This is a genomic window from uncultured Marinobacter sp., from assembly GCF_913055835.1.
Classification (GTDB): domain Bacteria; phylum Pseudomonadota; class Gammaproteobacteria; order Pseudomonadales; family Oleiphilaceae; genus Marinobacter.
The window spans coordinates 83,229-108,245 of record NZ_CAJXKQ010000002.1 but is presented as its reverse complement, the minus strand read 5'-3'; the positions used below and the strand labels follow the sequence as shown (position 1 = coordinate 108,245).

The 25,017-nt window shown below is 57.2% G+C and carries 25 protein-coding genes; 9 read left to right on the top strand and 16 right to left on the bottom strand.

Annotated elements, in window-relative coordinates; translation table 11 throughout:
* Window positions 1-17: 17 nt before the first annotated feature.
* The gene (locus tag QZ534_RS02180) at window positions 18-665 is read left to right on the top strand and encodes an alpha/beta family hydrolase (protein WP_296930950.1); all 648 of its coding nucleotides are present in this window, start codon (window positions 18-20) and stop codon (window positions 663-665) included.
* Window positions 666-668: 3 nt separating this feature from the next.
* Here QZ534_RS02180 and QZ534_RS02175 read toward each other — a convergent pair whose 3' ends face one another.
* Window positions 669-2,510: a diguanylate cyclase gene (locus QZ534_RS02175; protein WP_296930947.1), complete on the bottom strand. Its 1,842-nt coding sequence runs from the start codon at window positions 2,508-2,510 to the stop codon at window positions 669-671.
* Between the two features lie 112 nt (window positions 2,511-2,622).
* On the opposite strand from QZ534_RS02175, the gene rlmM reads away from it, so the two are divergent.
* On the top strand, window positions 2,623-3,699 hold the full coding sequence (rlmM, locus tag QZ534_RS02170; protein WP_296930945.1) for a 23S rRNA (cytidine(2498)-2'-O)-methyltransferase RlmM: 1,077 nt from the start codon (window positions 2,623-2,625) through the stop codon (window positions 3,697-3,699).
* Here rlmM and QZ534_RS02165 read toward each other — a convergent pair.
* The gene (locus tag QZ534_RS02165) at window positions 3,696-3,986 is read right to left on the bottom strand and encodes an antibiotic biosynthesis monooxygenase family protein (RefSeq protein ID WP_296930942.1); all 291 of its coding nucleotides are present in this window, start codon (window positions 3,984-3,986) and stop codon (window positions 3,696-3,698) included. The genes rlmM and QZ534_RS02165 overlap by 4 nt on opposite strands.
* 86 nt (window positions 3,987-4,072) lie before the next feature.
* Here QZ534_RS02165 and tusA point away from each other — a divergent pair, with 86 nt between their 5' ends.
* Window positions 4,073-4,309, top strand: a complete 237-nt coding sequence (gene tusA, locus QZ534_RS02160) for a sulfurtransferase TusA (RefSeq protein WP_296930939.1) — start codon at window positions 4,073-4,075, stop codon at window positions 4,307-4,309.
* Window positions 4,310-4,324: 15 nt separating this feature from the next.
* Here tusA and dsbD read toward each other — a convergent pair whose 3' ends face one another.
* Window positions 4,325-6,193, bottom strand: a complete 1,869-nt coding sequence (dsbD, locus tag QZ534_RS02155; RefSeq protein WP_296930937.1) for a protein-disulfide reductase DsbD — start codon at window positions 6,191-6,193, stop codon at window positions 4,325-4,327.
* 214 nt (window positions 6,194-6,407) lie between these two features.
* Here dsbD and QZ534_RS02150 point away from each other — a divergent pair, with 214 nt between their 5' ends.
* From QZ534_RS02150 to pdxB, 3 genes are read left to right on the top strand one after another with little or no spacing between them, the layout of a single operon-like run.
* Window positions 6,408-6,962, top strand: coding sequence for an elongation factor P hydroxylase (locus QZ534_RS02150; RefSeq protein WP_296930934.1), 555 nt, complete (start codon window positions 6,408-6,410; stop codon window positions 6,960-6,962).
* Between the two features lie 6 nt (window positions 6,963-6,968).
* Window positions 6,969-8,252 carry a DEAD/DEAH box helicase gene (locus QZ534_RS02145; RefSeq protein ID WP_296930931.1) on the top strand — a complete coding sequence of 428 codons (1,284 nt, stop codon included), beginning with the start codon at window positions 6,969-6,971 and terminating at the stop codon, window positions 8,250-8,252.
* A 17-nt stretch (window positions 8,253-8,269) separates the two neighbouring features.
* A complete protein-coding gene (gene pdxB, locus QZ534_RS02140; protein WP_296930928.1) occupies window positions 8,270-9,421 on the top strand; it encodes a 4-phosphoerythronate dehydrogenase PdxB in 1,152 nt (383 codons plus the stop codon).
* A gap of 66 nt (window positions 9,422-9,487) precedes the next feature.
* Here the strand turns inward: pdxB and htpX are convergent, their stop codons facing one another.
* The 3 genes from htpX to QZ534_RS02125 all read right to left on the bottom strand — a co-directional run bounded on the left by htpX (window position 9,488) and on the right by QZ534_RS02125 (window position 12,161).
* Window positions 9,488-10,369 carry a protease HtpX gene (gene htpX, locus QZ534_RS02135; RefSeq protein ID WP_296930925.1) on the bottom strand — a complete coding sequence of 294 codons (882 nt, stop codon included), beginning with the start codon at window positions 10,367-10,369 and terminating at the stop codon, window positions 9,488-9,490.
* Between the two features lie 95 nt (window positions 10,370-10,464).
* Entirely contained in the window at window positions 10,465-10,935 is a 471-nt protein-coding gene (locus QZ534_RS02130) for a hypothetical protein (protein WP_296930922.1), read from the bottom strand.
* Between the two features lie 11 nt (window positions 10,936-10,946).
* Window positions 10,947-12,161, bottom strand: coding sequence for a pyridoxal phosphate-dependent aminotransferase (locus QZ534_RS02125; protein ID WP_296930919.1), 1,215 nt, complete (start codon window positions 12,159-12,161; stop codon window positions 10,947-10,949).
* 252 nt (window positions 12,162-12,413) lie between these two features.
* Here QZ534_RS02125 and QZ534_RS02120 point away from each other — a divergent pair, with 252 nt between their 5' ends.
* On the top strand, window positions 12,414-12,905 hold the full coding sequence (locus tag QZ534_RS02120; protein WP_296930916.1) for a glutathione peroxidase: 492 nt from the start codon (window positions 12,414-12,416) through the stop codon (window positions 12,903-12,905).
* Here the strand turns inward: QZ534_RS02120 and QZ534_RS02115 are convergent.
* Window positions 12,894-15,242 carry an ATP-binding protein gene (locus QZ534_RS02115; RefSeq protein WP_296930914.1) on the bottom strand — a complete coding sequence of 783 codons (2,349 nt, stop codon included), beginning with the start codon at window positions 15,240-15,242 and terminating at the stop codon, window positions 12,894-12,896. The genes QZ534_RS02120 and QZ534_RS02115 overlap by 12 nt on opposite strands.
* A 53-nt stretch (window positions 15,243-15,295) precedes the next feature.
* The gene (locus QZ534_RS02110) at window positions 15,296-16,063 is read right to left on the bottom strand and encodes a hypothetical protein (RefSeq protein ID WP_296930911.1); all 768 of its coding nucleotides are present in this window, start codon (window positions 16,061-16,063) and stop codon (window positions 15,296-15,298) included.
* Window positions 16,064-16,298: 235 nt separating this feature from the next.
* On the opposite strand from QZ534_RS02110, the gene QZ534_RS02105 reads away from it, so the two are divergent.
* A complete protein-coding gene (locus QZ534_RS02105; RefSeq protein WP_296930908.1) occupies window positions 16,299-17,309 on the top strand; it encodes a LysR family transcriptional regulator in 1,011 nt (336 codons plus the stop codon).
* Here QZ534_RS02105 and QZ534_RS02100 read toward each other — a convergent pair.
* The 8 genes from QZ534_RS02100 to QZ534_RS02065 all read right to left on the bottom strand — a co-directional run bounded on the left by QZ534_RS02100 (window position 17,298) and on the right by QZ534_RS02065 (window position 24,337).
* Complete coding sequence (locus QZ534_RS02100; protein WP_296930906.1) at window positions 17,298-18,263, bottom strand: GNAT family N-acetyltransferase; 966 nt, start codon at window positions 18,261-18,263, stop codon at window positions 17,298-17,300. The genes QZ534_RS02105 and QZ534_RS02100 overlap by 12 nt on opposite strands.
* Before the next feature lie 5 nt (window positions 18,264-18,268).
* Complete coding sequence (locus tag QZ534_RS02095) at window positions 18,269-19,420, bottom strand: cupin domain-containing protein (protein ID WP_296930903.1); 1,152 nt, start codon at window positions 19,418-19,420, stop codon at window positions 18,269-18,271.
* 17 nt (window positions 19,421-19,437) lie between these two features.
* Complete coding sequence (gene purB / locus QZ534_RS02090) at window positions 19,438-20,805, bottom strand: adenylosuccinate lyase (protein WP_296930899.1); 1,368 nt, start codon at window positions 20,803-20,805, stop codon at window positions 19,438-19,440.
* A gap of 88 nt (window positions 20,806-20,893) precedes the next feature.
* Window positions 20,894-21,538 (bottom strand): high frequency lysogenization protein HflD, encoded by a 645-nt coding sequence (hflD, locus tag QZ534_RS02085; protein WP_296930896.1) that lies wholly within the window; start codon window positions 21,536-21,538, stop codon window positions 20,894-20,896.
* Entirely contained in the window at window positions 21,535-22,722 is a 1,188-nt protein-coding gene (gene mnmA, locus QZ534_RS02080; protein ID WP_296930893.1) for a tRNA 2-thiouridine(34) synthase MnmA, read from the bottom strand. The genes hflD and mnmA overlap by 4 nt, the downstream gene beginning before the upstream one ends.
* Before the next feature lie 36 nt (window positions 22,723-22,758).
* Window positions 22,759-23,223: an NUDIX hydrolase gene (locus tag QZ534_RS02075; RefSeq protein ID WP_296930890.1), complete on the bottom strand. Its 465-nt coding sequence runs from the start codon at window positions 23,221-23,223 to the stop codon at window positions 22,759-22,761.
* Window positions 23,220-23,852, bottom strand: coding sequence for a pseudouridine synthase (locus QZ534_RS02070; RefSeq protein ID WP_296930887.1), 633 nt, complete (start codon window positions 23,850-23,852; stop codon window positions 23,220-23,222). The genes QZ534_RS02075 and QZ534_RS02070 overlap by 4 nt, the downstream gene beginning before the upstream one ends.
* Before the next feature lie 173 nt (window positions 23,853-24,025).
* Window positions 24,026-24,337 (bottom strand): cold shock domain-containing protein, encoded by a 312-nt coding sequence (locus QZ534_RS02065; protein ID WP_296930884.1) that lies wholly within the window; start codon window positions 24,335-24,337, stop codon window positions 24,026-24,028.
* 306 nt (window positions 24,338-24,643) lie between these two features.
* On the opposite strand from QZ534_RS02065, the gene clpS reads away from it, so the two are divergent.
* Window positions 24,644-25,003, top strand: a complete 360-nt coding sequence (clpS, locus tag QZ534_RS02060) for an ATP-dependent Clp protease adapter ClpS (RefSeq protein WP_091990741.1) — start codon at window positions 24,644-24,646, stop codon at window positions 25,001-25,003.
* The last annotated feature ends 14 nt before the right edge of the window (window positions 25,004-25,017 follow it).

Sequence of the window (25,017 nt, the reverse complement as noted above, 5' to 3'; positions counted from 1 at the left end):
CGGATGAGGTGAATTCTGTGGAGTTGATTAAGACCAAAGGCTATGAAAGTCCTTCTAAAGTCGTGCTGATTCTGGCGCACGGTGCGGGTGCGCCGGCCGACTCGCCCTTTATGGAAGAGCTCTCTGCGGCGCTTGAGCGTGAGGGTATCGAAACGGTTCGTTTCGAGTTCCCTTATATGCAGAAACGACGCCAGGATGGAAAAAAGCGTCCCCCTGACCGCGAGCCGGTCTTACTGGAGTATTTCTCCAGGGTGATAGACCAGGTGCGGGCAGAGCAGGGAAGCGGAAGTTTGATCCTGGTGGGAGGCAAGTCCATGGGCGGCCGGATGGCAAGTATTCTTGCCAGCCGCAGGGAAGGCATTGATGGTGTTGTCTGTTTTGGCTATCCGTTTCACCCGCCGGGAAAACCGGACCGTTGGCGGACTGCTCATTTCCAGGATCTCCACTGCCCCATGCTGGTGCTTCAGGGAACCAGGGATCCTTTCGGCAAGCCCGCCGAAATGGACGGCCACGAGAAGGAGCTGGAAACCATCAGTCTGCGCTGGCTGGAAGGCGGCAATCACGACTTCCAGCCACTGAAAAGTCAGGCGCTGACACAAAGTGAATTGATTGCGTTGGCTGCCAGGGAAACCAGGATCTTCGCGGATGAGCGACTATCGGCCTGATCTTCACTCCACCTCAATAGCTTCGGATAACCGGGCACGGTTGCGGCCCTCGCTTTTTGCCCGGTAAAGGGCTTCATCCGCTCGCTCGAACAGCTGGTTTTGAGTCTCGTCAGGCTTCAGTGACGCGATGCCAGCGCTCAGAGTCAGTCGTACCCTGGTGCCGTCCGGCGACGAGAGCGGGGTGTTGGCGATATCACTCAGCAATGCGGCGCAGACGTTCATGGCACCGGCCGCATCGGTTCCGGGCAGCAGCAGGGCAAATTCCTCACCGCCGAAACGGATAGCTACATCCCTTGGACGCTTTACATGCCGGGTGAGCATTTCGGCTATGAATTGCAGACAGGTATCTCCGAATCCGTGGCCCCAGGTGTCATTGATAGTCTTGAAATGGTCGGCGTCCACCAGGGCCAGGGTCAATGGTTGGGAGTTACGACGGGCTTCGGCGCAAAGTTCAGGGAATATGTTGTTAAGGTGTCTTCGGTTGTACAGCCCGGTGAGAGCGTCGTTCAGGCTCATCGTCGATAATTTACGGTTGGCCTTTTCCAGCTCTCTCATGGTGTTTCTGAGCTGCGCAGTGCGCTCGTGCACCTTGAATTCCAGTTCTGTCCTTGCGCCGTGTTCCACGTCCAGCAGTTTCTGGTTGAGCAGGCGCCATCGTTGCACCATGGCGTAGTTCAGCAGGATCACCTGTCCACCCACCGCTGACTGCATCAGTGCTTCCCTCGCCAGGAAATCCGTGAGATAGCCGAAGGCCGCCAGGGCGTAAATGAGGCCACCAACGAGCATGATCAGCCACGCCAGAAGATACCAGATTGCAGGTTGATAGCCTTGCTTCCAGCGGACGGCTGCAATAATGAACAGGCTGGAGATGACCGTCATCGCCAGAACCGTGTTGAGCAGGATGGTCTTGTTGTAAGGCAGGATCAAAGTCAGCACTAGGAATCCGATACAGAACCAGGCCTGACCCTTGAGCACGGTATCCGGGATGGTTCCTCTCTCAACTTCCAGGAACGACCGGCCAAAAAGTATCATGGCCAGGGCGCACAGCGACAACGAAAGAGGAATGGAGGTATTGGCAAAGCTGGCGTTGTCCGGCCAGAAGTACTGGTTGGCAAATCCGCCCATGGCGAACAGAAAGAGCCCCAGCGCCGCCAGATAGAACGCGTTATAGAAGTAATAGCCGGTTCCGGAGCTGAAAAAAAGCAACAGGTTGAATACTGCGAACACCAGGAGGGCGCCATAGAAAAGCCCGTGGGTCAGGGTAAGGTGGTTGCTTCGTGCAATGACTTCTGCCGCAGTTTCAAAGCTGAGCGGCACATTGAGCGCGCCATTACTATGGATCCGGATCGTTAGGGAACGGGTTTCACCGCCATCCAGGGTGACGGGGAGCAGAAAATACCGGTAGTCTACCGCCCGGGATGCGAAGGGGCGTTGATCACCGGTAACAAGTGTCTCTGTAGTATCCTCTCCGGTTTGCCAGAATGTAACTTCGTCCAGCAGGGGATAGTTGAGCTTCAGGAACCAGCTGGCGCGCTCAGCCCCGGAGTTCCTGACCAGCAGATGGACCCAGTAAACGGATTTGGTGTGGCTGAAAACCAGGTCCCGCCCGTTTGCCGGCGTCCACTCCAGATCTTCCGGAAGCCCTGCCGGATCCTTGGCTGTATGGCCGGGCGCGTCCGGCGGAGCACTGTAATAGCAGATATATTGCATCAGGGAAGCGCGCGCAGCAGGATCGGTTGCCTCCAGTGTGGGGCAGCCGGACGGGAAGGATCCTGTGTCTGGCAGCGCCAGTGCAGGGATCAGCAAAAGGCTGAGAATGGCAATCAAGCGCAAAACGGACGTCATTCATGGCTTCCCGCGGTTATCAGAGCGGGAAGTGTAGCCAGAGAGGACAATCTGCGCTGTTAAACAGATTCAACTTTTGCGGGTTGGTCTTCAACCCTCATTCAGGAAACGCATGGAACAGATTCTCGTATTTTGCCGGCCTGGTTTCGAAACTGAAGCCGGCCGTGAAGTGACCGACTCGGCCGCGGAGCGGGGTATTTTCGGGTATTTCGAGCCCCTGAAAGACCAGGGGCTGGTGCGGTTCTATCCGGCTGCTCCGGAAATCGCGGATGATGTGATGGCCCGTCTGCCGCTCGCGGAGCTCGTCTTCGTGCGCGACTGGATCGTCGTTTTGGGGCAATTCCGCCTGCCGGAGACGGACAGGGTCGGCGCCGTTATCGAGGGAATCCGCGGGCTTGGGCGCGGTTTCCCGGGGTGTGCGCGGCTGGAAGTCCGGCTACCGGAAAACAACGCGGACGGAGACCTTGGAAACTTTGGCCGGAAGTGGGTGTCGCCCTTATCCCGAGGCTTGCGTGGAGCCGGCCTGCTTAAGCCCGACCAGAATGCCTCCGCTCCGGCCCGGCTAGAGGTTTTCCTGCCGGACTTCGCTTCGGTGGTAGTGGGGTACAGCCTCGCGGATAACCGGGCCAGGTTCGTCGGCGGCATTCCGCGACTGCGGCTGCCGGCATCGGCGCCCAGTCGTTCCGCGCTCAAGCTGGAGGAGGCCTGGAAAGTGTTCCTGCCTCCGGAACAGGAACTGGACTACCTCGGCGGTGGCAAGAAGGCTGCAGATCTTGGTGCCGCGCCCGGCGGCTGGACCTGGCAGCTTGTTCGCCAGGGGATGAACGTAACTGCAGTCGACAACGGCCCGATGAACGATGAATTGATGGCATCGGGGCAGGTGGAGCATGTGGAAGCGGATGGCTATGGTTGGCGTCCGAAACGGGGAATTGACTGGATGGTCTGCGACATCGTGGATCAGCCCCGGAAAACCGCGAAGCTGGCGGTGACATGGGTTGGTGAGGGTCTTTGCCGTTATACGGTGTTCAATCTCAAGTTGCCGATGAAAAAGCGGTACGACGAGTGGTTGATCTGCCGGGACATACTGGTCAGCGGTCTGAGAGCGGCGGGCATTGGCTTTCGTCTCAAGGCCCGCCACTTGTATCATGACAGGGAGGAGATCACCTGTTTCATTGAGCGGACAGGTTAAAAGGCGCTTTGCTCCAGGACCGTGATGTGCTCCTCTTCGTCCATCATGGGGACAAGCTCCAGCATGAGCTCACGGCGTTCATCGGAGTGAAACCAGCGGTCCCAGTCTGCTTCTGACCGCCAGTTTGCCAGTGTTATGCGGTGATTGGGGTCATGGCTGTCGACCAGGGTCTCGCCGGATATAAAGCCGGGGGCACTGACAGCCTGCTGGAGAACCTTGCGGGAGCGTTCTTCGTATGCTGTTTCAAGTGTTTCAGCAATATGGCGTTCAATGAGAACCCTGATCATGGCAAACCTCCACGTGTTTTAACTGTTATAAACAATAATTTAGCAGGTTTTTACGAAAAATCAGGTTCATTGACAGGAGAGTTAGTGTGAAGGCAACCGAATACGATCTGGAGCTGGACGCCCGCGGGCTTTTTTGCCCGGAGCCGGTCATGATGCTTCATAACCGGATCAACGATGTTCAACCCGGTGGGGTGCTGCGGGTTGTAGCCACTGATCCTTCCACTACCCGTGACATACCCAGGTTCTGTCAGTTCCTTGGTCACGAGCTGATAAACCAGGTTGAGGATGATGACCTGTTTATCTACCTGATACGCCGAGGGTAACTGACGCCCCCATTGCTAAACCTCCGGGCGCAGGGTCCGGAGGTGACCAAGAAATTCCTCCCGATCCATTTCGCCCAGCACCCTTCCCTGTGAAAGCTCTTCGCCATTGCTGCCATAGAACAGAATGGCGGGCGGTCCGAACAGGCCAAGTTCGTCCAGCATGGCCTGTTGTTCCGGCGTGTTGTCGGTCATGTCGATCTGTAGCAACGTGTAGGGGGCAAGCGCCTGTATGACATCCGGCTTGCTGAACACATTGCGCTCCATGACCTTGCAGGAAATACACCAGTCAGCATAGAAATCCAGCATAACGGGCCGGCCCTGTTGCCGGGCCTGTTGCATCATTGCCCGGATTTCAGAAGGTTGTTCCACGCGCACAAAATCCGCGTGCTGGAGACTTCCAGTGCCCGCTGCGCCGGACGATGCAGATGCTACTGTAAAGGGCGCCAGAGGTTTCAGGGGGTCATTGGCCCCGCCCACCGCGCCCGCCAGCAAAGCGAGGCCGTAGGCGAAAAGTACCAGGCCAAGGCCTTTACGGGTTCGCTCCCAACCTGCCTTGGCCGCATCAAAGGCGCCCAACTGGACGCCGGTGATGGCAACGAGAAGGCCCCAGAGTGTCAGTGCCAGCCACCCCGGGACCAGGCGCTCAACCAGCCAGATGGCCACCGCCAGCAACATCACACCATAGAAGTGTTTTACCGCAGTCATCCAGTGGCCGGTGGTTGGCAGCAGTTTCCGACCTCCCACCGCCACTAGAATCAAAGGAATGCCCATGCCGAGGCCGAGTGAAAAAAGGGCGACACCGCCGATGACCGCATCTTGGGTGGTGGATATATACAAAAGGCTGCCGGCCAGCGGAGCAGATACACAGGGGGACACAATCAGGGCAGACAGGGCGCCAATTCCGAAGATGCTGACAACCCGGCTTCCGGTGAGCCGGTGGCTGGCGTCATTGAGTGGTTCACGAATGAAGCGCGGTAGCTGGATTTCGAACAGATCGAACATGGATAGCGCAAAAACCACGAACAGCAGCGCAAAGATGCTTAAAACCCAGGGTGATTGCAGCTGCGCCTGAAGATTGAAGCTGGCACCCAGAAGACCAGTCAGCACGCCGGCTGCGGCATAGGTCAGTGCCATACCCAGAACGTAACTGCCGGACAGGAGCAGGGCGTGCCCGGTGGTTCTTGTGTTCCTGCCGGAAACCAGGGATGAAATAATCGGTACCATGGGCAAAACGCACGGGGTGAAGGTCAATCCAAGCCCCAGCAACAAAAACACGCCTGCGATCACGAGGGTAGATTGCTGGGCGAGAAAGCCTGCAAGCCCGGTGGCGGTTTCGGTGTTGACGGGAGTGCTGCCGCTGCCCGGAATGCCGGCAGTCGACGCAGCGGGAGAGCCTGAGCCGCCGTTGCCCTGGTAGAAAAGTACATCCCGTGTCTGGGGCGGATAACACAGCCCCGCCTTGGCGCAGCCCTGATAGGTTACCTGCAGTTGGGCTTCCCGGACGCCGGCCGGAAGCGAAACAGGAACTCGGGCTTCAATGGGGTCGAAAAACACTTCGGTTCTGCCGAAGAATTCGTCTTCAGTCACCGTACCTGGCGCCGAAAACACCGGCTCGCCGAGTTCTACATCGGGATTGGTGGCGCTAATGCTTACCCGTTCGCGATAAAGATAGTGTCCGGGTGTGATATTCCAGGACAAAACGACGGCGTCAGCGTCAGTGGTGAAGCTGAAAGGCAATGCTTCGTCCACAGGGAGAAACTCGTTACCCTGGCCGCCAAACAGGGAGCCCCCGTTGCTACCAAGAGCCCAGGTTGAAGGGGAGGCAAGAAGCGCAAGGGTGAGTGCAAGAAACAGGCGCAGTGGATTCGCCCGTTGGCGTTTCATCTTCGATACTGCAGTGAAAGCCATCATTGATTGTACAATTTCCCGGTTAGTGTCTCTTTGAACAGACTCTCTTGGAGTCGGACTGTTACAGCGCAATCGCTGCCGGCTCACGCCAGCAATGGACACCAGGGGCCTGTCAAAGTTCCCTCTGGTATTGGGGGCGGTAAAGTCGCACAATAGCCACCCAATGAATCCGAGCCCAAATGATCTTATCATGCTGTTTAATGACCTTTTCCGGGAAGCATACCGGACAGTTCTGGTCAAAGGCAGCGGTGAACCTGAATACCTGCCTGCCAGCGGGCCCGAAGGCCTTGCTCAGGTAGTTTTTGCCCATGGCTATTATGCCAGTGCTTTGCATGAAATAAGCCACTGGTGTATTGCTGGTGAGTACCGGCGCACACTTCATGACTATGGTTACTGGTACTGTCCGGATGGCCGTACACTGCAGCAGCAACAGGCGTTTGAGCGTGTTGAGGTCAAGCCTCAGGCCATCGAATGGTTGTTTTCTGTGGCTGCAGGGTCCCGTTTTCACATCAGTGTGGACAACCTTTCGGGCGTTGGCGCTGCCAATGAAGGGCGTTTCCGGCACAACGTTCGGAATCAGGCAGGCGAGTATCTGGTACGGGGGTTGCCACCCCGAGCCCAGACATTTCTTGATGCGCTGGCAACGTTTTATGGCACCGGAGAAGCCCTTGAAGAGCGCTGGCACGAGGATGCCCGGCGTATTGCTCCGTTATATTCTGAATCAGGACATTCCCAGGAAAACTGAGACTTTATGACATCTGACCCAAAACACACCGGCGACCTGAGATTCAGTGACCTGAACCTCGACAAGCGTTTGCTGGATGCCATTACGGCCATTGGTTTTGAATACTGCACACCCATACAGGCAGAAACGCTGCCCTGGACACTGGCCTGCGAAGACCTGATTGGTCAGGCGCAAACCGGTACTGGTAAAACCGCCGCGTTTCTGATTACAGCCATCCAGAGTCTGCTGGAAACTCCGGTTCCCGAGAAAGACCGTTTCGCTTCGGAGCCCCGGGTACTTGCCCTGGCTCCCACGCGGGAGCTGGCGATGCAGATCGCGAAGGATGCAGAACAGTTATGCAAGCACACCGGGCACAATGTGGTGACGGTTGTAGGCGGCATGAACTATGACAAGCAACGGGACCAGTTGCAGAACGAGATTGTCGACATCCTCGTTGCCACTCCGGGGCGCCTCATCGATTTTCTCGGATCCCAGGACGTGTTCCTGGATCAGCTCGATATCCTGATTCTGGACGAAGCGGATCGGATGCTCGACATGGGCTTCATCCCGGATGTGAAGCGGATCATCCGCAAGTGCACACCCAAGGAGGAGCGCCAGACGCTGCTGTTCAGTGCCACCTTCAACCAGGATGTGCTCAATCTCGCCTCCATGTGGACGAGCAACGCCGAGTTCGTGGAAATAGAGCCGGAGCAGAAAACGGCGGAACGGGTTGAGCAGACGGTGTATCTGGTGGGCGAGGATGAGAAGCTTCCGGTTCTGGTGAATTTCCTGAAACGTCCGGAAGTGGAAAAGGCGCTGGTATTTGCCAATCGTCGGGATCAGTGCCGCGATCTGGAGGAAGATTTGAGGAACCAGGGTGTCAAGGTGGCTTTGATGTCTGGTGAGATCGCCCAGAACAAACGCCTGAAAACCCTGGATCAGTTCAAGAAGGGCAGTATCCAGGTGCTGGTGGCAACCGATGTGGCCGGCCGTGGCATTCACGTCAACGGCGTCACCCACGTTTTCAACTACAATCTGCCGGATAATGCCGAAGATTATGTGCATCGTATCGGGCGCACGGGCAGGGCTGGCAAGCATGGGGTTTCCATCAGTTTTGCCGGTGAGGATGATTCTTTCGCGCTGCCGGCCATCGAAACCTACATCAGCCAGAAGCTGAAGACCGCAGTGCCCGATGAATCGCTCATGGCGCCGATGGAAAACCCGCCGATTACCCGCAAACGTGGCCGACGTCCCCAGGGTTCGGGTGGTCGTGGTCAGGGTGGGCGTAATCAGCGTCAGCGCAGGAACTGACAGGGCCGGACATCATCATGTTGATCGTAGCAGACGAAAACATTCCCCTACTGGACTCCTTCTTTGGAGACATCGGTGAAATCCGGCGAGTGTCCGGTCGAACCCTGTCGAACGAGGATGTCCGGGACGCCGACATACTGCTGGTTCGTTCCGTCACCAGGGTAAACCGCAAGCTCCTGGAGGGCAGCCGGGTCCGCTTTGTCGGCACATCCACCATCGGTACCGATCATGTCGATCTGGACTGGCTGGAACAAGCGGGAATCCGGTTTTCTGCGGCGCCCGGCTGCAACGCCAACAGTGTGGCGGAGTATGTGCTGTCTGTGCTGTCACTGCATGCTGAACGGCGCGGGCTTGTAGACTGGTCCCAGCTCAGTGTCGGCATCGTGGGTGTCGGCAATGTTGGAGGTGAGCTGGCGCACAAGCTGGAGCGGCTGGGGTTTGATGTCCGCCTTTGCGATCCACCCAGGGCAGACAGAGAAGAAGACGATCAGGAGTTCGTGGCGCTTGAAGAAGCGATGAAATGTGACGTGGTGTCCCTGCATACACCGCTGACCCGCGAGGGAGATCATCCCACCCTGGGCATGATCGGCCGTGCCGAACTTGAGAGCCTGGGTTCGGATCAGCTTCTTATTAATGCGGGTAGGGGAGAGGTCATCGAGTCTTCAGCGTTGCTGGCCCGCCTTGAGCAGGCCAATGCGCCCACGGTGGCCCTGGATGTCTGGGAGCAGGAACCCAGGATTCATCCCGAGCTGGTTGACCGGGTCTGGCTGGCGACACCGCACATTGCTGGGTACAGCCTGGAAGGCAAGGTACAGGGAACCGAAATGATCTATCAGGCCCTGAGCCACTTCCTGGGCCTGCCGGTTCGCAAAAAAGCGGGCCAGTTTCTGCCGGAGCCAGCGTTGAGCAAGATTTCCTTTACCAGCTCCGCCGATGAAGAGGATGCTATTCGCATCGCTTTGAGAGCCTGTTATGACCCGCGTCGAGATGATGCAAGGCTTCGTAATGCCATGACAGGCTCGCCGGAAGAGCGAGGTGTCGCGTTTGACAGACTGCGCCGGGATTATCCGGTGCGTCGGGAATGCTCCAGCCTCAAGATTCAGCTCAAGGGCACAAGCAAATCCCTGCAGGACAGTTTCAGGGCAATCGGGTTCAAGCTGAAAATCTGATCGAAGGCTCTGAGGCCTCGCTGGGAACAAAGAAAAAGCCGGCGCCCCGGGGCGCCGGCTTTTCTATTACAGCTTGGCGCTCTGCAACGCCTGTATCCGGTCTTCCAAGGGTGGGTGGGTCATGAACAGGGCGCTCAGCCCACCCCGGGCGCCCCGGTTAATGCCGAATGCCTGGAGGCTGTCGGGCATCTGGTCCGGCACCTCGCTTTCCTGCCTCAGCCTCGCCAGGGCGCTGATCATTGCCGCACGACCGGCCAGCTGTGCACCGGCAATATCCGCCCGGAACTCCCGGCGGCGGGAGAACCAGAACACAATGGTGCTGGCAAGAATACCCAGAACGATTTCGGCAACGATGCTGACGGCGAAAAAACCGAGCCCATGACCGCTTTCATTCTTGAATATTACCCGGTCGACAAAGGAGCCGATGACCCGGGATGCGAAGATGACAAACGTATTCACCACCCCCTGAATCAAGGCCAGTGTCACCATGTCGCCATTGGCAACGTGGCCGATTTCGTGGCCGAGAACCGCCCTGATCTCATCCTTGTTGAAACGATGCAGAAGGCCCTCGCTGACCGCTACCAGCGCATCGTTCTTGTTCCAGCCTGTTGCGAAGGCATTGGATTGGGACGCCGGGAAAATAGCGACCTCCGGCATGCCGATGCCGGCGTTTTTCGCCAACTCTGCCACAGTATCCACCAGCCAGCGTTCGGCGGGCGTTCTCGGAGAATCAATGACCCGGGCTTTGGTGCTCCATTTCGCCATTCGCTTGGATATCAGCAGAGACACGATGGCGCCGGCGAATCCGAAGACCGCTGCGAAGGCCAGCAATGAGCCATACTGGATACCATTCTGGGCGAGATAGCTGTCCACGCCCAGCAATCGCAGCGTAAAGCTGGCGACAAGGATTACAGCAAGGTTGGTTGCCAGAAACAGCAGAATACGCATGTTGGTTCCCTGATCAGTTTGTCACAGAAAATAAAGCCGTTATTCAGACCGTTATATGCGGCCGCGGTTCAATCAATCAACGAGCTTACGGTGATTTAATAATCGCCGCGATCCGCGAAGAAGGTCGTCTGCATGATCTGGCTGATTCGGGCGGAGTTACCGCTGCGCAGCGCAGTTCGAATCAGGTGAATATGGGTGGAGAGATCATCTTTCACGGAAGGGGGCAGGGAACTGGCCGAGCCTTCTTCGGGAATGCCGAACTCCCTGGCCAAAGCCTGCGGGGCGGGAGAACTCAGACGGATAAATGCGTCCCGGGTCAGCACAGCCTGATCCAGTGCCTCCTGGCGAATAGTATCGATATACCTGAGCAGGCCTTCCTCTGAAAGCCAGAGCAGGGCGCCGAAACAGGCCATATGTCGCTTGCTGTGAAGCCCGAACTCGTCCGGCTCATCCGGACCGGCTATGTCCTCGACGAACAGGTTTATCCGGCGCGGGAACGCGCCGTACAACTGTACCAGAGCAATTGCCGCATCCTTGTAGAATTCTTCAACATGGATATCTGCCATGGTTTGCCCCGTTATTGCTGGTATTGGCCAAGGAAGTTCCCGAGCCGGCCCATGGCGTCCTCCAGGGTGTCTTCCCGTGGCAGGAAAACCACTCTCAGGTGCTGTTTGTCATCAATGTTGAAGGCCGATCCCTGTACAAGCAGGATTTTCTCCTGCAGCAGGAGGTCCAGAACCAGTTTTTCATCATTGACGATGGGAAAACGCTTCGGATCCAGTTTCGGGAAAAGGTATAACGCGCCCTGAGGTTTAACGCAGCTGACCCCGGGGATGTCGTTGAGCATTCGCCAGGCGGTTTCCCGTTGCTCATACAGGCGCCCGTTTGGTGCAACCAGATCGTTGATGGACTGATAGCCACCAAGCGCTGTCTGGATGGCCAGTTGAGCGGGAACATTGGCGCAGAGTCGCATGTTGGAGAGCATTTCAATGCCCTCAATCAGATCCTTTGCCCGATGCTTGGCACCACTGACAATCATCCAGCCGGAGCGGTAACCCGCTGCCCGATAGTTCTTGGACAGACCGTTGTAGGTGAAGAAAAGCACATCGTCTGCCAATGAGGCGGTGGAAATGTGCTGGGTGCCGTCGTAAAGAATCTTGTCGTAAATCTCGTCGGACAGGACGATCAGATTGTGCTTGCGGGCCAGCTCGATGACCTGTTCCAGAAGCTCTTTCGAATACACGGCCCCGGTCGGATTGTTGGGGTTGATCAGCACAATGGCCCGGGTACGACGGGTAATTTTCTTGCGGATATCGTCGATATCTGGAAACCAGTCCTGCTGCTCGTCACAGCGATAGTGCACGGGCTTGCCGCTGGAAAGTGTAACGGCAGCGGTCCAGAGCGGGTAGTCAGGGGCCGGGATCAACACCTCGTCACCGGTGTTCAACATAGCCTGCATGGTCATGACAATCAGCTCGCTGACACCATTGCCCAGAAAGATGTCGTCAATATCGACCTTGTCGATGCCTCGTTGCTGGCAGTAGTGCATGACCGCCTTGCGGGCTGAGAACAGCCCTTTCGATTCCACATAGCCCTGGGCCAGGTGCATGTTGTAGATGACGTCCTGCTGAATCTCTTCCGGGACATCCAGCTCGAAGGCGGCGGGGTTGCCTATGTTGAGCTTGAGTACCCGATGCCCCTCCTCTTCGAGTCGACGCGCTTCCCGCAGAACTACGCCACGGATTTCATAACACACGTTATCCAGCTTGGCGGATTTGTAGTAGTTCTGCATAAGACCCGGACGTCCTTCTTTTGAGATCGGTAAATGGCACCTGCCGACACGACAGGCCTTTATTCTAGCGGAGCGAGGGCCAGCGGCAACAGGGGAATTATGATGAATTGTGTCGTGATAAGGCAGATTTAGCTCACAAACCTGAACCGGTTTTTAAAAATGATCCCCGTACAGCCTGCCTTGCCATGGTTTTTTCTTCCGTGTTGTGAACAATGGTTCCAGAAGAACGCAAAACACCAAATGGAGAGGTTTATGGCAGGCGAGACGATCTACGATTTCACGGTCCAGGATATCAAGGGTAACGAGAGAAGCATGGCAGAGTACCAGGGCAAGGTGCTTCTGATCGTGAATACCGCCAGCAAATGCGGTTTTACGCCACAGTTCGAGGGCCTGCAGTCCCTTCACACGGAGTTGGGCGATAAGGGTTTTGAGGTACTGGGCTTTCCCTGCAACCAGTTCCTGAACCAGGATCCGGGCGACGAGGATGCAATTAGCCAGTTCTGCAGCCTGAACTACGGTGTCGATTTCCCCATGTTCTCCAAGATTGACGTCAATGGCGATGGCGCTCATCCGCTATTCCGTTTTCTCAAGCGGGAAGCCAAAGGGCTTATGGGGTCTGAAAAGGTGAAGTGGAACTTCACCAAATTTCTGGTCGGGCCCGATGGCAAGGTTGTTCGCCGCTATCCGCCCACCACAAAACCTGAAGATATCCGGGCCGACATCGAAAAGCTGCTAACGGCTTGAACCCTCGGGAGGGGCAGAGGGGCGCCAGCGTTCAATCACTGACCGTAGTTCGTCTCGCTTGTACGGCTTGGTTATGTAGTCGTTCATGCCCGAGGCAAGGCAGTCTTCGCGATCGCCCTGCATCACATTGGCCGTAACCGCAATGATGGGCAGGTGTTTCCATTCCGGGTTCTGGCGGATCCTCTGCGTTGCCTCATAGCCATCCATCACAGGCATCTGGCAATCCATCAGCACCAGGTCGTAGTGATTCTGTTCCAGGGCCTGTATGGCTTTAAGGCCGTTCTCGGCATGGTCCGTACGGTGCCCCAGTCTTTTTAACAGGCTACTGGCTACCAGTTGGTTTACCTGATTATCCTCAACCAGAAGGATCGAGAGGGCTGGTTCCGTAACGGTCGGCTCCGTTGTTTCAGTGGCCGGGGCCAACTGGTCTTGGGAGGAAACCAGGCCTGCAGCGCGGCCAAGGCAGCGAAGCAATTCGTCCCGTCGCAATGGCAGTGACAGTAGCTGATGATGCCCCTTGCCCGGTGGCAGGGTCCCGGTAGAGTCGGCAAGAATAACGCCGGCGCCTTGCCAATCGGCAGCAAATTCCAGGGTTTCCTTATCCTCGGCGCCGGCCAGCGCCAGGAGAATTCCCTCCGGATGCCGGCTCGCTCCACGGATCGGAATGCCCCACTTGCGAAGCTGGGCCTCGATCGCGGAGCGATAGGGGTTATCCGCCGGGATGGCCATGGCAATGCCAACGTCTTTTAGCCGGGAGTCTACTTTCGGAAGCTCCTGCTCTGCGTCAGTCTGTTGAATTGGCAAGGGCAGGGTAACGGTGAAGTGAGTCCCGCTGCCCTCCCGGGAGTCCACCAGGATCTGGCCATGCATTCGTTCCACCAGTTGACGGCAAAGGGTCAGGCCAAGGCCCGTGCCGCCATACAGGCGGGTGGTATCCGCGTCCGCCTGGGAAAAAGGCGAGAATATCCGGTGCAGTCCTTCATTGGACATCCCGATCCCGGTGTCTACCACGTCGATTCGCAAGCTGCCCCCGGAATAGGCTGCCCGAATCCTGACGCTGCCCTCATCGGTGAATTTGATGGCGTTGCTCAGCAGGTTGTTGAGCACCTGGCGCACCCGTGTCGGATCTCCGAGGAATTTCTCAGGCAGATCAGGATCGACCTCGGTAATCAGGTGAATATGCTTCCGGCGCGCCTGCTGGGCGTGGAGTGTTGCGCATTCCTCTATCAGATGCCGAACGCTGAACGGGATGTTCTCCAGACTGAGTTTGCCGGCTTCCACTTTGGAAATGTCCAGAATGTCGTTGAGTAGCCCGAGGAGGCTCTCGCCGGCATTGAGGGCAATTTCCATGCGATTGCGTTGGGCCGGGTCCAGTTCACCCTCCAGTGCCAGGCCGAGCATGCCCAGAACGCCATTGAGAGGGGTGCGGATTTCATGGCTCATGCTGGCCAGAAAGTTGGCTCTTGCCCGTGCCCGGCGAACTGCATCTTCCTTGGCTTTCACCAGGGCGCGGTTACCCCGTTGCAGGGCCTCGTTCTTTTCGGAGATTTCCCGGGTACGATCCTCCACTTCCTGTTCAAGATGAGTGGAATAGTTCTTCATGGCGCTTTCGGCGTGCCGTAGCTGGGCCAGGCTCGAATCAATGGTCTCGAGATGCTGGTTGATAATGCCAACCATGGTTCCGATCTCATCCTCCCGGTGGTTTGCCGGGATTGGAAGTCTGACTTTTTCCGGAGAGCTGGCCCGAACCTGGCTAAGAGCGCTGATCACGTTGAGCATGGGACGGGTAAGAACGAAATAGAAGATGGCCAGCAATGCCGCAGACAGGATCAGACTTTTCAGCAGGCCGCTGATCAGCGTGTAGCCGGCCCTCTGAAGAAACAGTGCACCATAGTGATAGGTATCAATGGTGACGATCAGGTGCCCGAGTGGCAGATCCTCTAACTGGGGAACCTGTAATTCCTGACGGAAAACACGGTCGGAGCCAAACAGCAGATCACTGACCCATCGGTAGGGCGACACCGGGCTGCTTTTGCTGGCTGCAGCCATGGTTTCGTCGTCGTTGTCCGTGATCCGAGCGTCGATGGTGGCGGGATGGCGAAGCAGGCCATCGAGTAATTCCTCCGCCAGGCGGACATCAATGTTATAGGCAATCTGGGATGCAGGGCTGTTGCTGATATCGATCAGCGCGTGGATTTCCTTTTCCATGGACTCTTTCGCGCTGAAGTAGTCCAGGGTGATCTGGACAACATTCAGCACCAGCCCGAGGGCCATGGCAACCAGTACCGTGTCCCGGGTCAGTCGATAGGAAAGTCGTTGTTTGAAGCCCTTGCTCACGGGTTTGAACTGTCCCTGTTGGCGGGTCCGCAATGGTGACCCGCTTTGTGCCTTCAGTCGTCGTAATCGGCTTTTTTCTTCCACTCATCGTCGTGGAGAAAAGTATCCCATTCCCTGTCCAGCTTGGATTCACCCTGCGGGCTTTCCTTGCCCTCTGCGCTCAGCGCCTCCAGTTCCTTGATACGGGTGCGAAAACTCTTGACCGCTTTCATGGCGAGAGGATTGTCTCGGGATTTGCCCATTTCAGTACTGGCAAGGTGGTAAGCATGGATGGCCTTGCGAAACTGGTTCTGGCGCACGTAGTCGCGGGCCTGAAACACATGCAGGTCGGCGTGGGTCTTGTGGACCAGGAAGAGCACATACTTGAGGTTTTTCTTGGCCGTGGCCGCGTCAATCCGGCCACTCTTGTGCATGGCTTCGATCATCTTGAACAGATTCTGAAGCAATTCCTTGACGTAATTGGATTTTTCGGCGGAATCAATCTTCACCGGAGTGGTGGTGTCGCGCTTCTCGATGATCTGGGTTTTCAGCTCGGCAGCAGCATTCTGCCAATCCTTGACCGGCAGGTTGGATTTAAGGCCGGCAAGCTCGGCACAGGCTTCTTCCATGCGTTTGATCAGGAGCAGTTTCAGGTCGGCCGTCAGGTATTGGCCGGGAATTTCGGTCAGCAGCCGATTGGCCCTGTTGTAGGCGTCTTCCTGGGCTGTAATCTTGCGTGCCCGTTCTATACGGGCACGCTCGCGCATCTGGCTGAGCACAATAATGACAATCGAGACGGTAACGATGGCCGCCAACAGAAGGACGATCGTAGTGGTATCCATTTTGTCAGTAACGACTCCGGCTTCAGGATCAAATGATGGCGGGTCTGTGAACCGGCCTCAAAATACCGATATTATTCAGCAAGTATCCGGAAGACTAGCAGAAATCCCGCCCGAGATCCGTTTTCAAATGTGAAAGTTCGTGTCCCGGATTGATTACGTGAATCCTTTGTATCCTGTATATTGTTTTAATGAATGAGCCCGGTTTTTCCCGTTTTTCTGGCGTTTCGGAGTTTTTGTGGATATTTCCCGTGTTGACTTGAATCTGCTCGTTTACCTGGATGTGTTGTTGCGCGAGCGGAACGTTACCAAGGCCGCCAACCACCTGGGTATCACCCAGCCCGCCATGAGTAACGGCCTTAAGCGGTTGCGCGACCTGTTCAGTGACCCGCTGCTGGTGCGAACCAGTGAAGGCATGACGGCCACTGAGCGTGCCCGGGAACTGCAGCCGCTGGTACGGGGAATTCTGTCGGATATTGAACAGGCAGTGCAGGAGAAGACACCGTTTTCGGCGTTGGAAAGCCAGCGTGTGTTCCGGATTATGGCCAGTGATTACGCCGAATCCTGTCTGATGCCCCGGGTTCTGCGACGGATTCGTCAGGAAGCGCCCCATGTCACCCTGGACGTGCTCACCCCCAGCGATGTCAGCTTTCTGGATGTGGAACAGGGCCGGCTCGACATGGCCATCAACCGGTTCGACAAGATCCCCCAGTCTTTTCACCAGAAGACCCTCTGGACCGAGTATTTTGCCTGTCTTATGAATGCCCGGAACCCGGTGCTGAAAGAGCCCTTTACCCTGGATACCTATCTGGATGCCAGCCATATCTGGGTCAGCAAGACCGGGTTTGGTGTTGGTGTGGGTGTGAACCCCAAGGATGTCCAGCGTCTGGGCTGGGTAGACGAAGCGCTGTCGAGAATGGGCCGTAAACGCCAGATTTCGGTATTTACCCGGCATTACCAGGTGGCGATGTTGCTGGCCGAGCAGCACGATCTGATTGCCACCCTGCCATCCCGGGCTGCCTGGCTTCAGAAAGACAATCCGAATCTGGTCGTGAAGGTGCCTCCTTTCGAGATTCCTCCGTTCGAACTGAAAATGGCCTGGAGCCCGTTGCTGCAGCACAACGCCGACCACCAGTGGCTACGTAAACTGATCGCCGAGGTGGCGACTGAGGTGGATGCCGAGTTTGCTCCTTTCGGAGCCAGGTTTGAAGCGCCGGACTCGCCCCAGGCGCATCACTCAGAGCGGTAGGTCCCGGAGTTCCAGGGAAGGGCGCGCCGCATCCCACATACGCTGGAAACTTTCAGACAGCAGTTTTACCCGACCGCCATCCGAGAACTTGGCAAAACCTTCAGGTTTGTAGAAGTCGTGCCGGTAAACCACGCCTTCGCGGTCAGCGATAATGAACGGCTGATCTTCAACCGGATAGTCCTCGTTTACCAGTCGAAGCTCCATGCGGCTCGGCAGTCGGCGCATAAGCTCGACAAGCGCGTGGCGACGTTTCACCAGGGGTTTGTCGTCATGGATGAGCAACCTGACCTCACTGAGCCGGTGCCGACGGGCAAGGGAGGAGATCAGCTCCCGGAATCGGTGCCTGTCGTAAAGGTCATGTTCAAGTAGCCGGTCATACAGCCAGATGCGCTGGCCAGCCTGCCCAACCACCGAATCCATCAGCCCCAGAAGTCTGGCCTCGGTATCAAACAGCCAGGAGCCCGTGTCGCTGCCCAGAATCATCGGCTGGTCTTTGTCTTTGAGGCGCTCGGCGGCAAGGTCCGGTGCCAGGCAGCGCATGTCAAAGTGGGGAATGCCGGCGTCGTCATAAACGCCCGAACAGACATGGAAGCCTGAACGCTGGTAGAAGGGAATGGCATGCTCCTGGGCAGACAGCCTGAGCTCGGAAAACCGGTCGGCGGATTCTGCAATCAGGTGCCTCAGCAGTGCTTCGCCGATACCCTGTCCACGATACTGGGGCAGTATCGCCATGCGGCCAATGTGGCCCGTTTCTTCCAGGGTTGAAAACAGGCGGGCGACGCCTGCGGGGGTGTTGTCCGGTAGCACTGCGAGGTAATGGTCGGCAATTTCGTCGGTTTCATCCCATTCCAGTTCCGGCGGGACTCTCTGTTCCTCAATGAACACCCGCTCGCGAATATCGCGGATGGATCCCGGAGCCAGCTGCCAGCTGTATTTGCGAAACCGAATGCTCATAAGACTTAGTCGAAGTAAACCGAACCCTGATTGTAGAGCGTGGTCAGAAGCCCCAGCAACGCTTCATCTTCAGCAAATCGGGCCAGGGCAGTCATATCCACCCGAGCCGCGGAGCACAGTAACGGAGCGAGTGGTCGCGCGTCGCCCTTGAGCAGAAACTGCTCGCCATCAACAAACAGTGCGGTTTCACTGGGGAAATCGTAGTAGGCGAAACGGGAGCCTTCGTTCCAACGCAACTGCTCGCCGGCGTGAATCGCTTCGGCAACGTCCTCATTGGACGCTGGCTCGTCGGCGGGAACAACAATGTCCATACTCTTGGGCGCTGTCGAGAACTGGCCAAACCAGAGCGCCAGTTGCCGGCGATCGCCAAGCTTTTCCCGGATCACACTCTCCAGGCGATCAACCACGTCGGGCTGGATCGTGCCGGGATTGTTCTGGACCTTCAGGTCCGGATCATTCAGGTGGTCCCCTGCGTCTGACTGACTGCAGAGGAAGTCGGTAAATCCGGTAAGAATGTCGTCGACGGTCGGCGCCCGGAAACCCACCGACAGTGTGATGCAGTCATCTTCCGCAACTCCGTGGTGGCCAATACCCGGGGGAAGGTACAGCATGTCGCCGGGTGCCAGGGTAACGGTTTCTTCGCCATCCCAACTGCTCAGAATGCGGAGCGGGGTGCCTTCGACCCGGGGCGAGGTGTGGTCGCAGTGGCCTCCAAACGTCCACCGGCGGTGACCCTGGGCCTGGAGCAGGAATACATCGTACTGGTCGTAATGGGGCCCAACACTGCCGCCTTTCGGGGCAAAGCTGGCCATGATGTCATCCAGGCGCCAGTTGGGAATGAACCGGAAATGCTCCAGTAGATCGGCAATATCGGGCACCCAGTGGTCCAGACCCTGAACCAGGAGCGTCCAGTCCTGTTCCGGGAGTGAGCTGAACCGGTCCGGCGAGAAGGGGCCGTTATGGAGCTGCCAGGGCTTGCCATCATCGTTTTCGATGACAATCCGGGACTCCACGCCTTCCTCGCAGGCGAGGCCAGCCAGTTCATCGGCGCTGACGGGGCACTGGAAGTCGGGAAATGCCTGACGGATGACCAGCGGCTTTTTCTGCCAGTAGTCCCGCAGAAATTCAGAGGGTGTCAGTCCGCCAAGCATGTCCATGGGTGCTACTCCCGGTTTCAGATGTTTTGTGCCTGATCGACCGCGTTACCGATATAACGGCCCGGAGTCAGGGCCATCAGCTCGGCCTTGGCCTGTTCCGGAATGTCGAGGCTCTCTACGAAATTCTTGATCACTTCCGGAGTCATTGCCTTGCCGCGGGTCAACGCCTTGAGCTTTTCGTAGGGCTTTTCAATGTTGTAACGGCGCATCACCGTCTGGATCGGCTCGGCAAGCACTTCCCAGGCATGGTCCAGGTCTTCATCCAGGCGAGCCGGGTTAATTTCCAGTTTGCCAAGGCCCTTCAATGTGGCTTCGTAAGCAATCAGGCTGTGGGCGAAGCCAACGCCCAGATTGCGCAGTACGGTGGAGTCGGTCAGATCCCGCTGCCAGCGTGAAATGGGCAGCTTGGCGGAGAGATGGCTGAACAGTGCGTTGGCGATGCCCAGGTTGCCCTCGGAGTTCTCGAAATCGATGGGGTTGACCTTGTGGGGCATGGTCGAGGAACCCACTTCGCCTTCCACCGTTTTCTGCTTGAAGTAGCCAAGAGAGATATAGCCCCAGATGTCACGATCCAGGTCGATCAGGATCGTGTTGAAGCGGGCGATGGCATCGTACAGTTCGGCGATGTAATCGTGGGGCTCGATCTGGGTGGTATACGGGTTCCAGTCGAGGCCAAGGCTCTCGATGAATTCCTGGGCATTCAGGGCCCAGTCGATTTCCGGGTAGGCGGACAGGTGAGCGTTGTAGTTGCCCACGGCGCCGTTGATCTTGCCCAACAGTTCGGTGTCACGGATCTGTTTTACCTGGCGACGCAGCCGATGAACCACGTTAGCCAGCTCTTTGCCCACGGTGGTGGGGGAGGCAGTCTGGCCGTGGGTGCGCGACAGCATCGGCTGTTGGGCGTGGTCATGAGCCAGTTGCGCCAGCTTGTTGACCACACGGTCCATGGCCGGCAGCAGGCCATGGTCCAGGCCTTCCCGCAGCATCAGGCCATGGGAGAGGTTGTTGATGTCTTCGGAGGTGCAGGCAAAGTGAACAAATTCCGTCACGGCGTGCAGTTCCGGAACGCAGGCAATCTTCTCCTTGATGAAATACTCTACAGCTTTCACATCGTGATTGGTGGTGCGTTCGATGTCCTTGATGCGCTCTGCGTCTTCCAGGCTGAATTCGCTCACCAAACGGTTCAGGAACCCGTTGGCATCGGCTGAAAACGCGGGAACCTCGGCCACGCCAGGGTGAGCGGCCAGTTTCTGCAACCAGCGGATCTCGACGGTTACCCGGTTCCTGATCAGGCCATATTCACTGAAAATTTCACGGAAGACGCTAACCTTGCTGCCATAGCGTCCATCGACCGGGGAAATGGCGGTCAGGGCGGTGAGTTCCATCGAAAACCTCTCAAGTCATCAAAGATTCGGATCAAAAGAAAATAAGGGGTGCATATCATACACCACCGGGCGCACTGAATCAGCGCCGTCAGTGGTACAGGGAGCGATTGGCTTCCTCGGCCAACTCGCCGGCAAGCCGGATGACTTTTTTCCGGGCAAAGATCAGTTGCCAGCGACGCCCGCCAGTCTGACGCCAGAGGACGGCGGAACGAATGCCCGCAAGCAGCAGGGCACGTACTTTTGCAGCGTTCTCCTCCCGCTGCAGAATGGAGGGGTTGCCACTGACCTGGATACGCAGCCGGAAGGTGCTGATGGTATCTGCATAGACCGATGCCAGATTGCTGATCAGGTTGGGGTGGGTATATCCGAAGTGGCTAGCGGTGTGTCTGGCCTGGTCAATTCGGCTGCCAATAACATCCAGCATGTCAGAGCGGCGATTCAGTTTGGATTCGAGCTGGACCAAGTTGAGGGCATAGCGCAATACTTCAATGTCCTGCTGCCGGGATTGCTGGCTAAGAACCGACGACAGGGTCACAAGGCCTTCGCGGATGTCGCGAAGTTCGCCACCGTACACGTCCAGGGTGTTCTCCGGATTGGTGGCAAACAGCGAGCGGATGGACGTTTCCAGGCTGGCTTCGTTGCACTGACCGTTGTGGGCAATCTGCTGGACCAGATTGGCGGCCTGGAAAACCCCGGCCAGGGCCAGGGTTTGATCCTTGAGAGAGCGACTCATGCAGTTTCTTCCTGGGGCCGGGTTCCTGTCAGGCGGGCGGGCAAGGGTTCGCCGTCGCGCCAGGTCTGCTCAATGACTCCCCCGCCGAGGCACACATCGCCATCGTAGAAAACGACAGATTGCCCGGGGGTGACGGCGCGCTGGGCGTCGTCAAAATCTACCCGGACACCGCCCTCGATCACGACAACATGGCAATCCTGGTCCGGCTGCCGGTAACGGGTTTTAGCCTTGCACCGGAAGCTAACGGCAGGGGGTGCTCCGGCCACCCAGTCAATCGGCCCGGATACCAGGCCCCGGGAAAAGAGCAGGGGATGGTGCTTGCCCTGCACCGCGATAAGAACATTGCGGCTGAGATCTTTCTCCGCTACATACCAGGGGTCGTCTCCGAATTCGCTGAGACCACCAATGCCCAGGCCCTGTCTCTGACCAATGGTGTGATACATCAGGCCCTGGTGCCGGCCAATTTTCTGGCCATCCGGTGTTTCAATATCACCGGGCTGGGCTGGAAGATACTGCTTCAGGAAATCCTTGAACTTGCGCTCGCCAATAAAACAGATGCCGGTGGAGTCTTTTTTGTCATGGGTGACGAAACCCTGCTGCTCGGCAATACGGCGGACTTCCGGTTTTTCCAGCTCGCCCACAGGGAACAGCGTCCGCGCAATGCGGTCGCCGGAGACGGCATGCAGGAAATAGCTCTGATCCTTGTTGGCATCAAGGCCCTTGAGGAGCTGAGCCTTGCCGGGAGCGTCGGCTATGGGACGCTGGCGGGCATAGTGGCCGGTGGCAATGTAGTCAGCACCAAGGGTGATGGCATAATCCAGAAACGCCCGGAATTTTACTTCCTTGTTGCACAGGATGTCTGGATTGGGGGTACGCCCGGCCTGGTACTCGGACAGGAAGTGTTCAAAGACCCGGTCCCAGTATTCGGCCGCGAAGCTGGCGGTGTGCAGCTTGATGCCGATGGCATCGGCCACGGCCTGGGCGTCGGCCAGATCCGTCATGGCGGTGCAGTACTCGGTGCCGTCGTCCTCATCCCAGTTCTTCATGAACAGGCCTTCAACCTGGTAGCCCTGGTCCTTGAGCAGCCACGCGGCCACGGAAGAATCCACGCCGCCGGACATGCCGACAATCACGCGGGTGTTGGCTATGCTGTTTGAAAACTGGGCTTCGGGTGCGTTGGTCATGACAGCTTCGTTACCGGCTAAAAAACCGAAAGTTTATCATCTTTCCCGAGGCGCCGTCTGCGCATCCACCACCACGTCCAGCGGGTAATGCCGGCCGTTTCGGTAATCTTCTATGCATCGGAGCACAAGCGGGCTGCGCAATTTATCGCCCAACCCGCGAATTTCATCCAGGGTCAGCCAGTGGGCGGCAATGATGCCATCGTCCAGCTGATCGGTAAGGCGGGTGCGAGCCCGGGCTGCATAACAGAAGCGATAGTAGGTAACTCCGTTGGCCGGGGCTTTGTAGGTGTAGATGCCAAGAAAGTGCAGCGGCTCGATGTCCCAGCCCGTCTCTTCCAGGGCTTCCCTGCGAACGGCATCCAGAATGGCTTCGTCTTCCTCCACGTGGCCTGCGGGCTGGTTGAAAACAACTTTGCCGCCGCTGACTTCTTCAACCATGAGATAGCGGCCGGCGCCGTTTTCTACGATGACGGCCACGGTGGCGTGGGGTGTCCAGGTCATGATTTCCGGTGTCTCCCGGGTCGGGCGCCGCCGGCTTTGGGGCGACGGGTTGATTTTGCCGAGGCTGGAAGATTAACGGTAATGGCCCGGTGGGCTCCCGAATCCAGGCCCTCCAGCGTCCAGTCTCCAATCCGGTATCGGATCAGCCTGAGTGTTGGAAAGCCTACGGCGGCGGTCATTCGTCGCACCTGCCGGTTCTTGCCTTCGGTGATGGTCAGCTCAATCCAGCTGGTGGGAACTGTTTCTCGATGGCGAACCGGCGGCACCCTGGGCCAGACGGCAGGAGCGGCCATTCTGGCGGCTTTCGCCGGCCGGGTCAGGCCATCTTTCAGCTGAACTCCGGTCGCCAGGTGTTTTAACGCGTCTTCCGTAATGTCGCCTTCCACCTGCACCCAGTAGGTTTTCGGCATCTTCAGCGAGGGGGAAGCAATCCGGTGTTGCAGTGAGCCTTCGGAGGTAAGAAGAAGCAGGCCCTCGGAATCATAGTCGAGACGACCGGCCGGGTAGATACCAGGGATCCGCAGATAGTCCGCCAGGGTTGCTCTCGGTGAGTTGCCACCGGAGACGCCATCGTCAGTAAACTGGCTCAAAACCTGGAAGGGTTTGTTGAAAAGCACGAGTTCTGCCATGCGCTGCCGGGTTCCCGAAATTCGGAGGTGTTGGTTGGGGCAGGGTACTGCAAAGAGAGGCAGTGGCAAAGTAATGCCGGTGTCGGTCAGAAGGAAGTGGTTTTAAACGGCACGAGAAATTGGGCCCACCAGCACGCCACCGGTGGGTGTGGTTGCTTGATTGTCACAATCGTTCAGGCGTTTACTGCGCGGGGCGGATAGCCGTCCCGGCCAGACTCCTGCTGCCCCGACTTTCCGGAAGATTCGCTCCCGGTGCCAGCTTGCGCTTTGCTGGCGGGCAATTCGTCAGGGACGATATTGACTGCGTGAATGCCCTTGTCGCTGGGCTTTTTGTCGAAGGTTACGGCCTGGCCGGCTTTCAGGGTCTTATAGCCGTCCATTTGCACCGAAGAGAAGTGCGCAAACAGGTCGTCACTGCAGCCATCCTCGATGATGAATCCGTACCCTTTGGCATTGTTGAACCACTTGACCTTGCCTCTTGGCATGATGAACTCCCCTGTTCTTTTGCTGTCTCTATTCTTGTTGATTCTTTGTTTGCCTATCGGTGCCGTCGCACGGTCGGTCCGAATCCTGTTACACAATCCTTGCATGGATTTACATTATTTTACAATGCAACTTAACTTTCGGCCAATCGTGACGGCGAGTCAATAGTTTGTGTGCCGGGAATGTGTGGTTGAACGCAGTCTGGAAACGGTATCATGTCCGTATTGATAAATATCTCATGCCCCGCTTGAAAACCCGGGGGCGGACATCCACATTTAACAGGAGCACCGATAAACCGGTAAGGAATGATGCGGACTATCGAAAATTCTCTACTAATATTCAATCAGGGGGAGGACGAACAACCGGGGCGACAGGATGACCTCAGCGTTGCTCCCGAGAAGCCTGCTCTCAAGCGTCCGGCGCGATACAGGGTGGTGCTTCTGAATGACGATTACACGCCCATGGATTTTGTCGTGGATGTGTTGATGAAGTTCTTCGGAATGAACGAGGAAAAGGCGACGCAGGTGATGCTGCTCGTCCATACGCAGGGAAAAGCTGTATGCGGGGTATATACCCGGGACATCGCGGAAACAAAGGCGGCACAGGTGAACCAGTATTCCTCGGAATGCGAACATCCGCTCCTTTGCGAGATTGAACGTGCGGACTGAAAGACGTTGGGGTG

Excerpts from the sequence above, each read along its gene's own strand:
- QZ534_RS02100 (WP_296930906.1), bottom strand. The coding sequence starts at position 18,263 with ATGAGCATTCGGTTTCGCAAATACAGCTGGCAGCTGGCTCCGGGATCC.
- clpS (WP_091990741.1), top strand. The coding sequence starts at position 24,644 with ATGCGGACTATCGAAAATTCTCTACTAATATTCAATCAGGGGGAGGAC.
- QZ534_RS02070 (WP_296930887.1), bottom strand. The coding sequence starts at position 23,852 with ATGGCAGAACTCGTGCTTTTCAACAAACCCTTCCAGGTTTTGAGCCAG.
- QZ534_RS02110 (WP_296930911.1), bottom strand. The coding sequence starts at position 16,063 with ATGGATACCACTACGATCGTCCTTCTGTTGGCGGCCATCGTTACCGTC.
- dsbD (WP_296930937.1), bottom strand. The coding sequence starts at position 6,193 with ATGAAACGCCAACGGGCGAATCCACTGCGCCTGTTTCTTGCACTCACC.
- QZ534_RS02065 (WP_296930884.1), bottom strand. The coding sequence starts at position 24,337 with ATGCCAAGAGGCAAGGTCAAGTGGTTCAACAATGCCAAAGGGTACGGA.
- QZ534_RS02075 (WP_296930890.1), bottom strand. The coding sequence starts at position 23,223 with ATGACCTGGACACCCCACGCCACCGTGGCCGTCATCGTAGAAAACGGC.
- QZ534_RS02150 (WP_296930934.1), top strand. The coding sequence starts at position 6,408 with ATGCTGTTTAATGACCTTTTCCGGGAAGCATACCGGACAGTTCTGGTC.
- purB (WP_296930899.1), bottom strand. The coding sequence starts at position 20,805 with ATGGAACTCACCGCCCTGACCGCCATTTCCCCGGTCGATGGACGCTAT.
- mnmA (WP_296930893.1), bottom strand. The coding sequence starts at position 22,722 with ATGACCAACGCACCCGAAGCCCAGTTTTCAAACAGCATAGCCAACACC.
- QZ534_RS02125 (WP_296930919.1), bottom strand. The coding sequence starts at position 12,161 with ATGCAGAACTACTACAAATCCGCCAAGCTGGATAACGTGTGTTATGAA.
- QZ534_RS02175 (WP_296930947.1), bottom strand. The coding sequence starts at position 2,510 with ATGACGTCCGTTTTGCGCTTGATTGCCATTCTCAGCCTTTTGCTGATC.
- QZ534_RS02120 (WP_296930916.1), top strand. The coding sequence starts at position 12,414 with ATGGCAGGCGAGACGATCTACGATTTCACGGTCCAGGATATCAAGGGT.
- htpX (WP_296930925.1), bottom strand. The coding sequence starts at position 10,369 with ATGCGTATTCTGCTGTTTCTGGCAACCAACCTTGCTGTAATCCTTGTC.
- QZ534_RS02145 (WP_296930931.1), top strand. The coding sequence starts at position 6,969 with ATGACATCTGACCCAAAACACACCGGCGACCTGAGATTCAGTGACCTG.
- QZ534_RS02095 (WP_296930903.1), bottom strand. The coding sequence starts at position 19,420 with ATGGACATGCTTGGCGGACTGACACCCTCTGAATTTCTGCGGGACTAC.
- QZ534_RS02165 (WP_296930942.1), bottom strand. The coding sequence starts at position 3,986 with ATGATCAGGGTTCTCATTGAACGCCATATTGCTGAAACACTTGAAACA.
- hflD (WP_296930896.1), bottom strand. The coding sequence starts at position 21,538 with ATGAGTCGCTCTCTCAAGGATCAAACCCTGGCCCTGGCCGGGGTTTTC.
- rlmM (WP_296930945.1), top strand. The coding sequence starts at position 2,623 with ATGGAACAGATTCTCGTATTTTGCCGGCCTGGTTTCGAAACTGAAGCC.
- QZ534_RS02130 (WP_296930922.1), bottom strand. The coding sequence starts at position 10,935 with ATGGCAGATATCCATGTTGAAGAATTCTACAAGGATGCGGCAATTGCT.
- pdxB (WP_296930928.1), top strand. The coding sequence starts at position 8,270 with ATGTTGATCGTAGCAGACGAAAACATTCCCCTACTGGACTCCTTCTTT.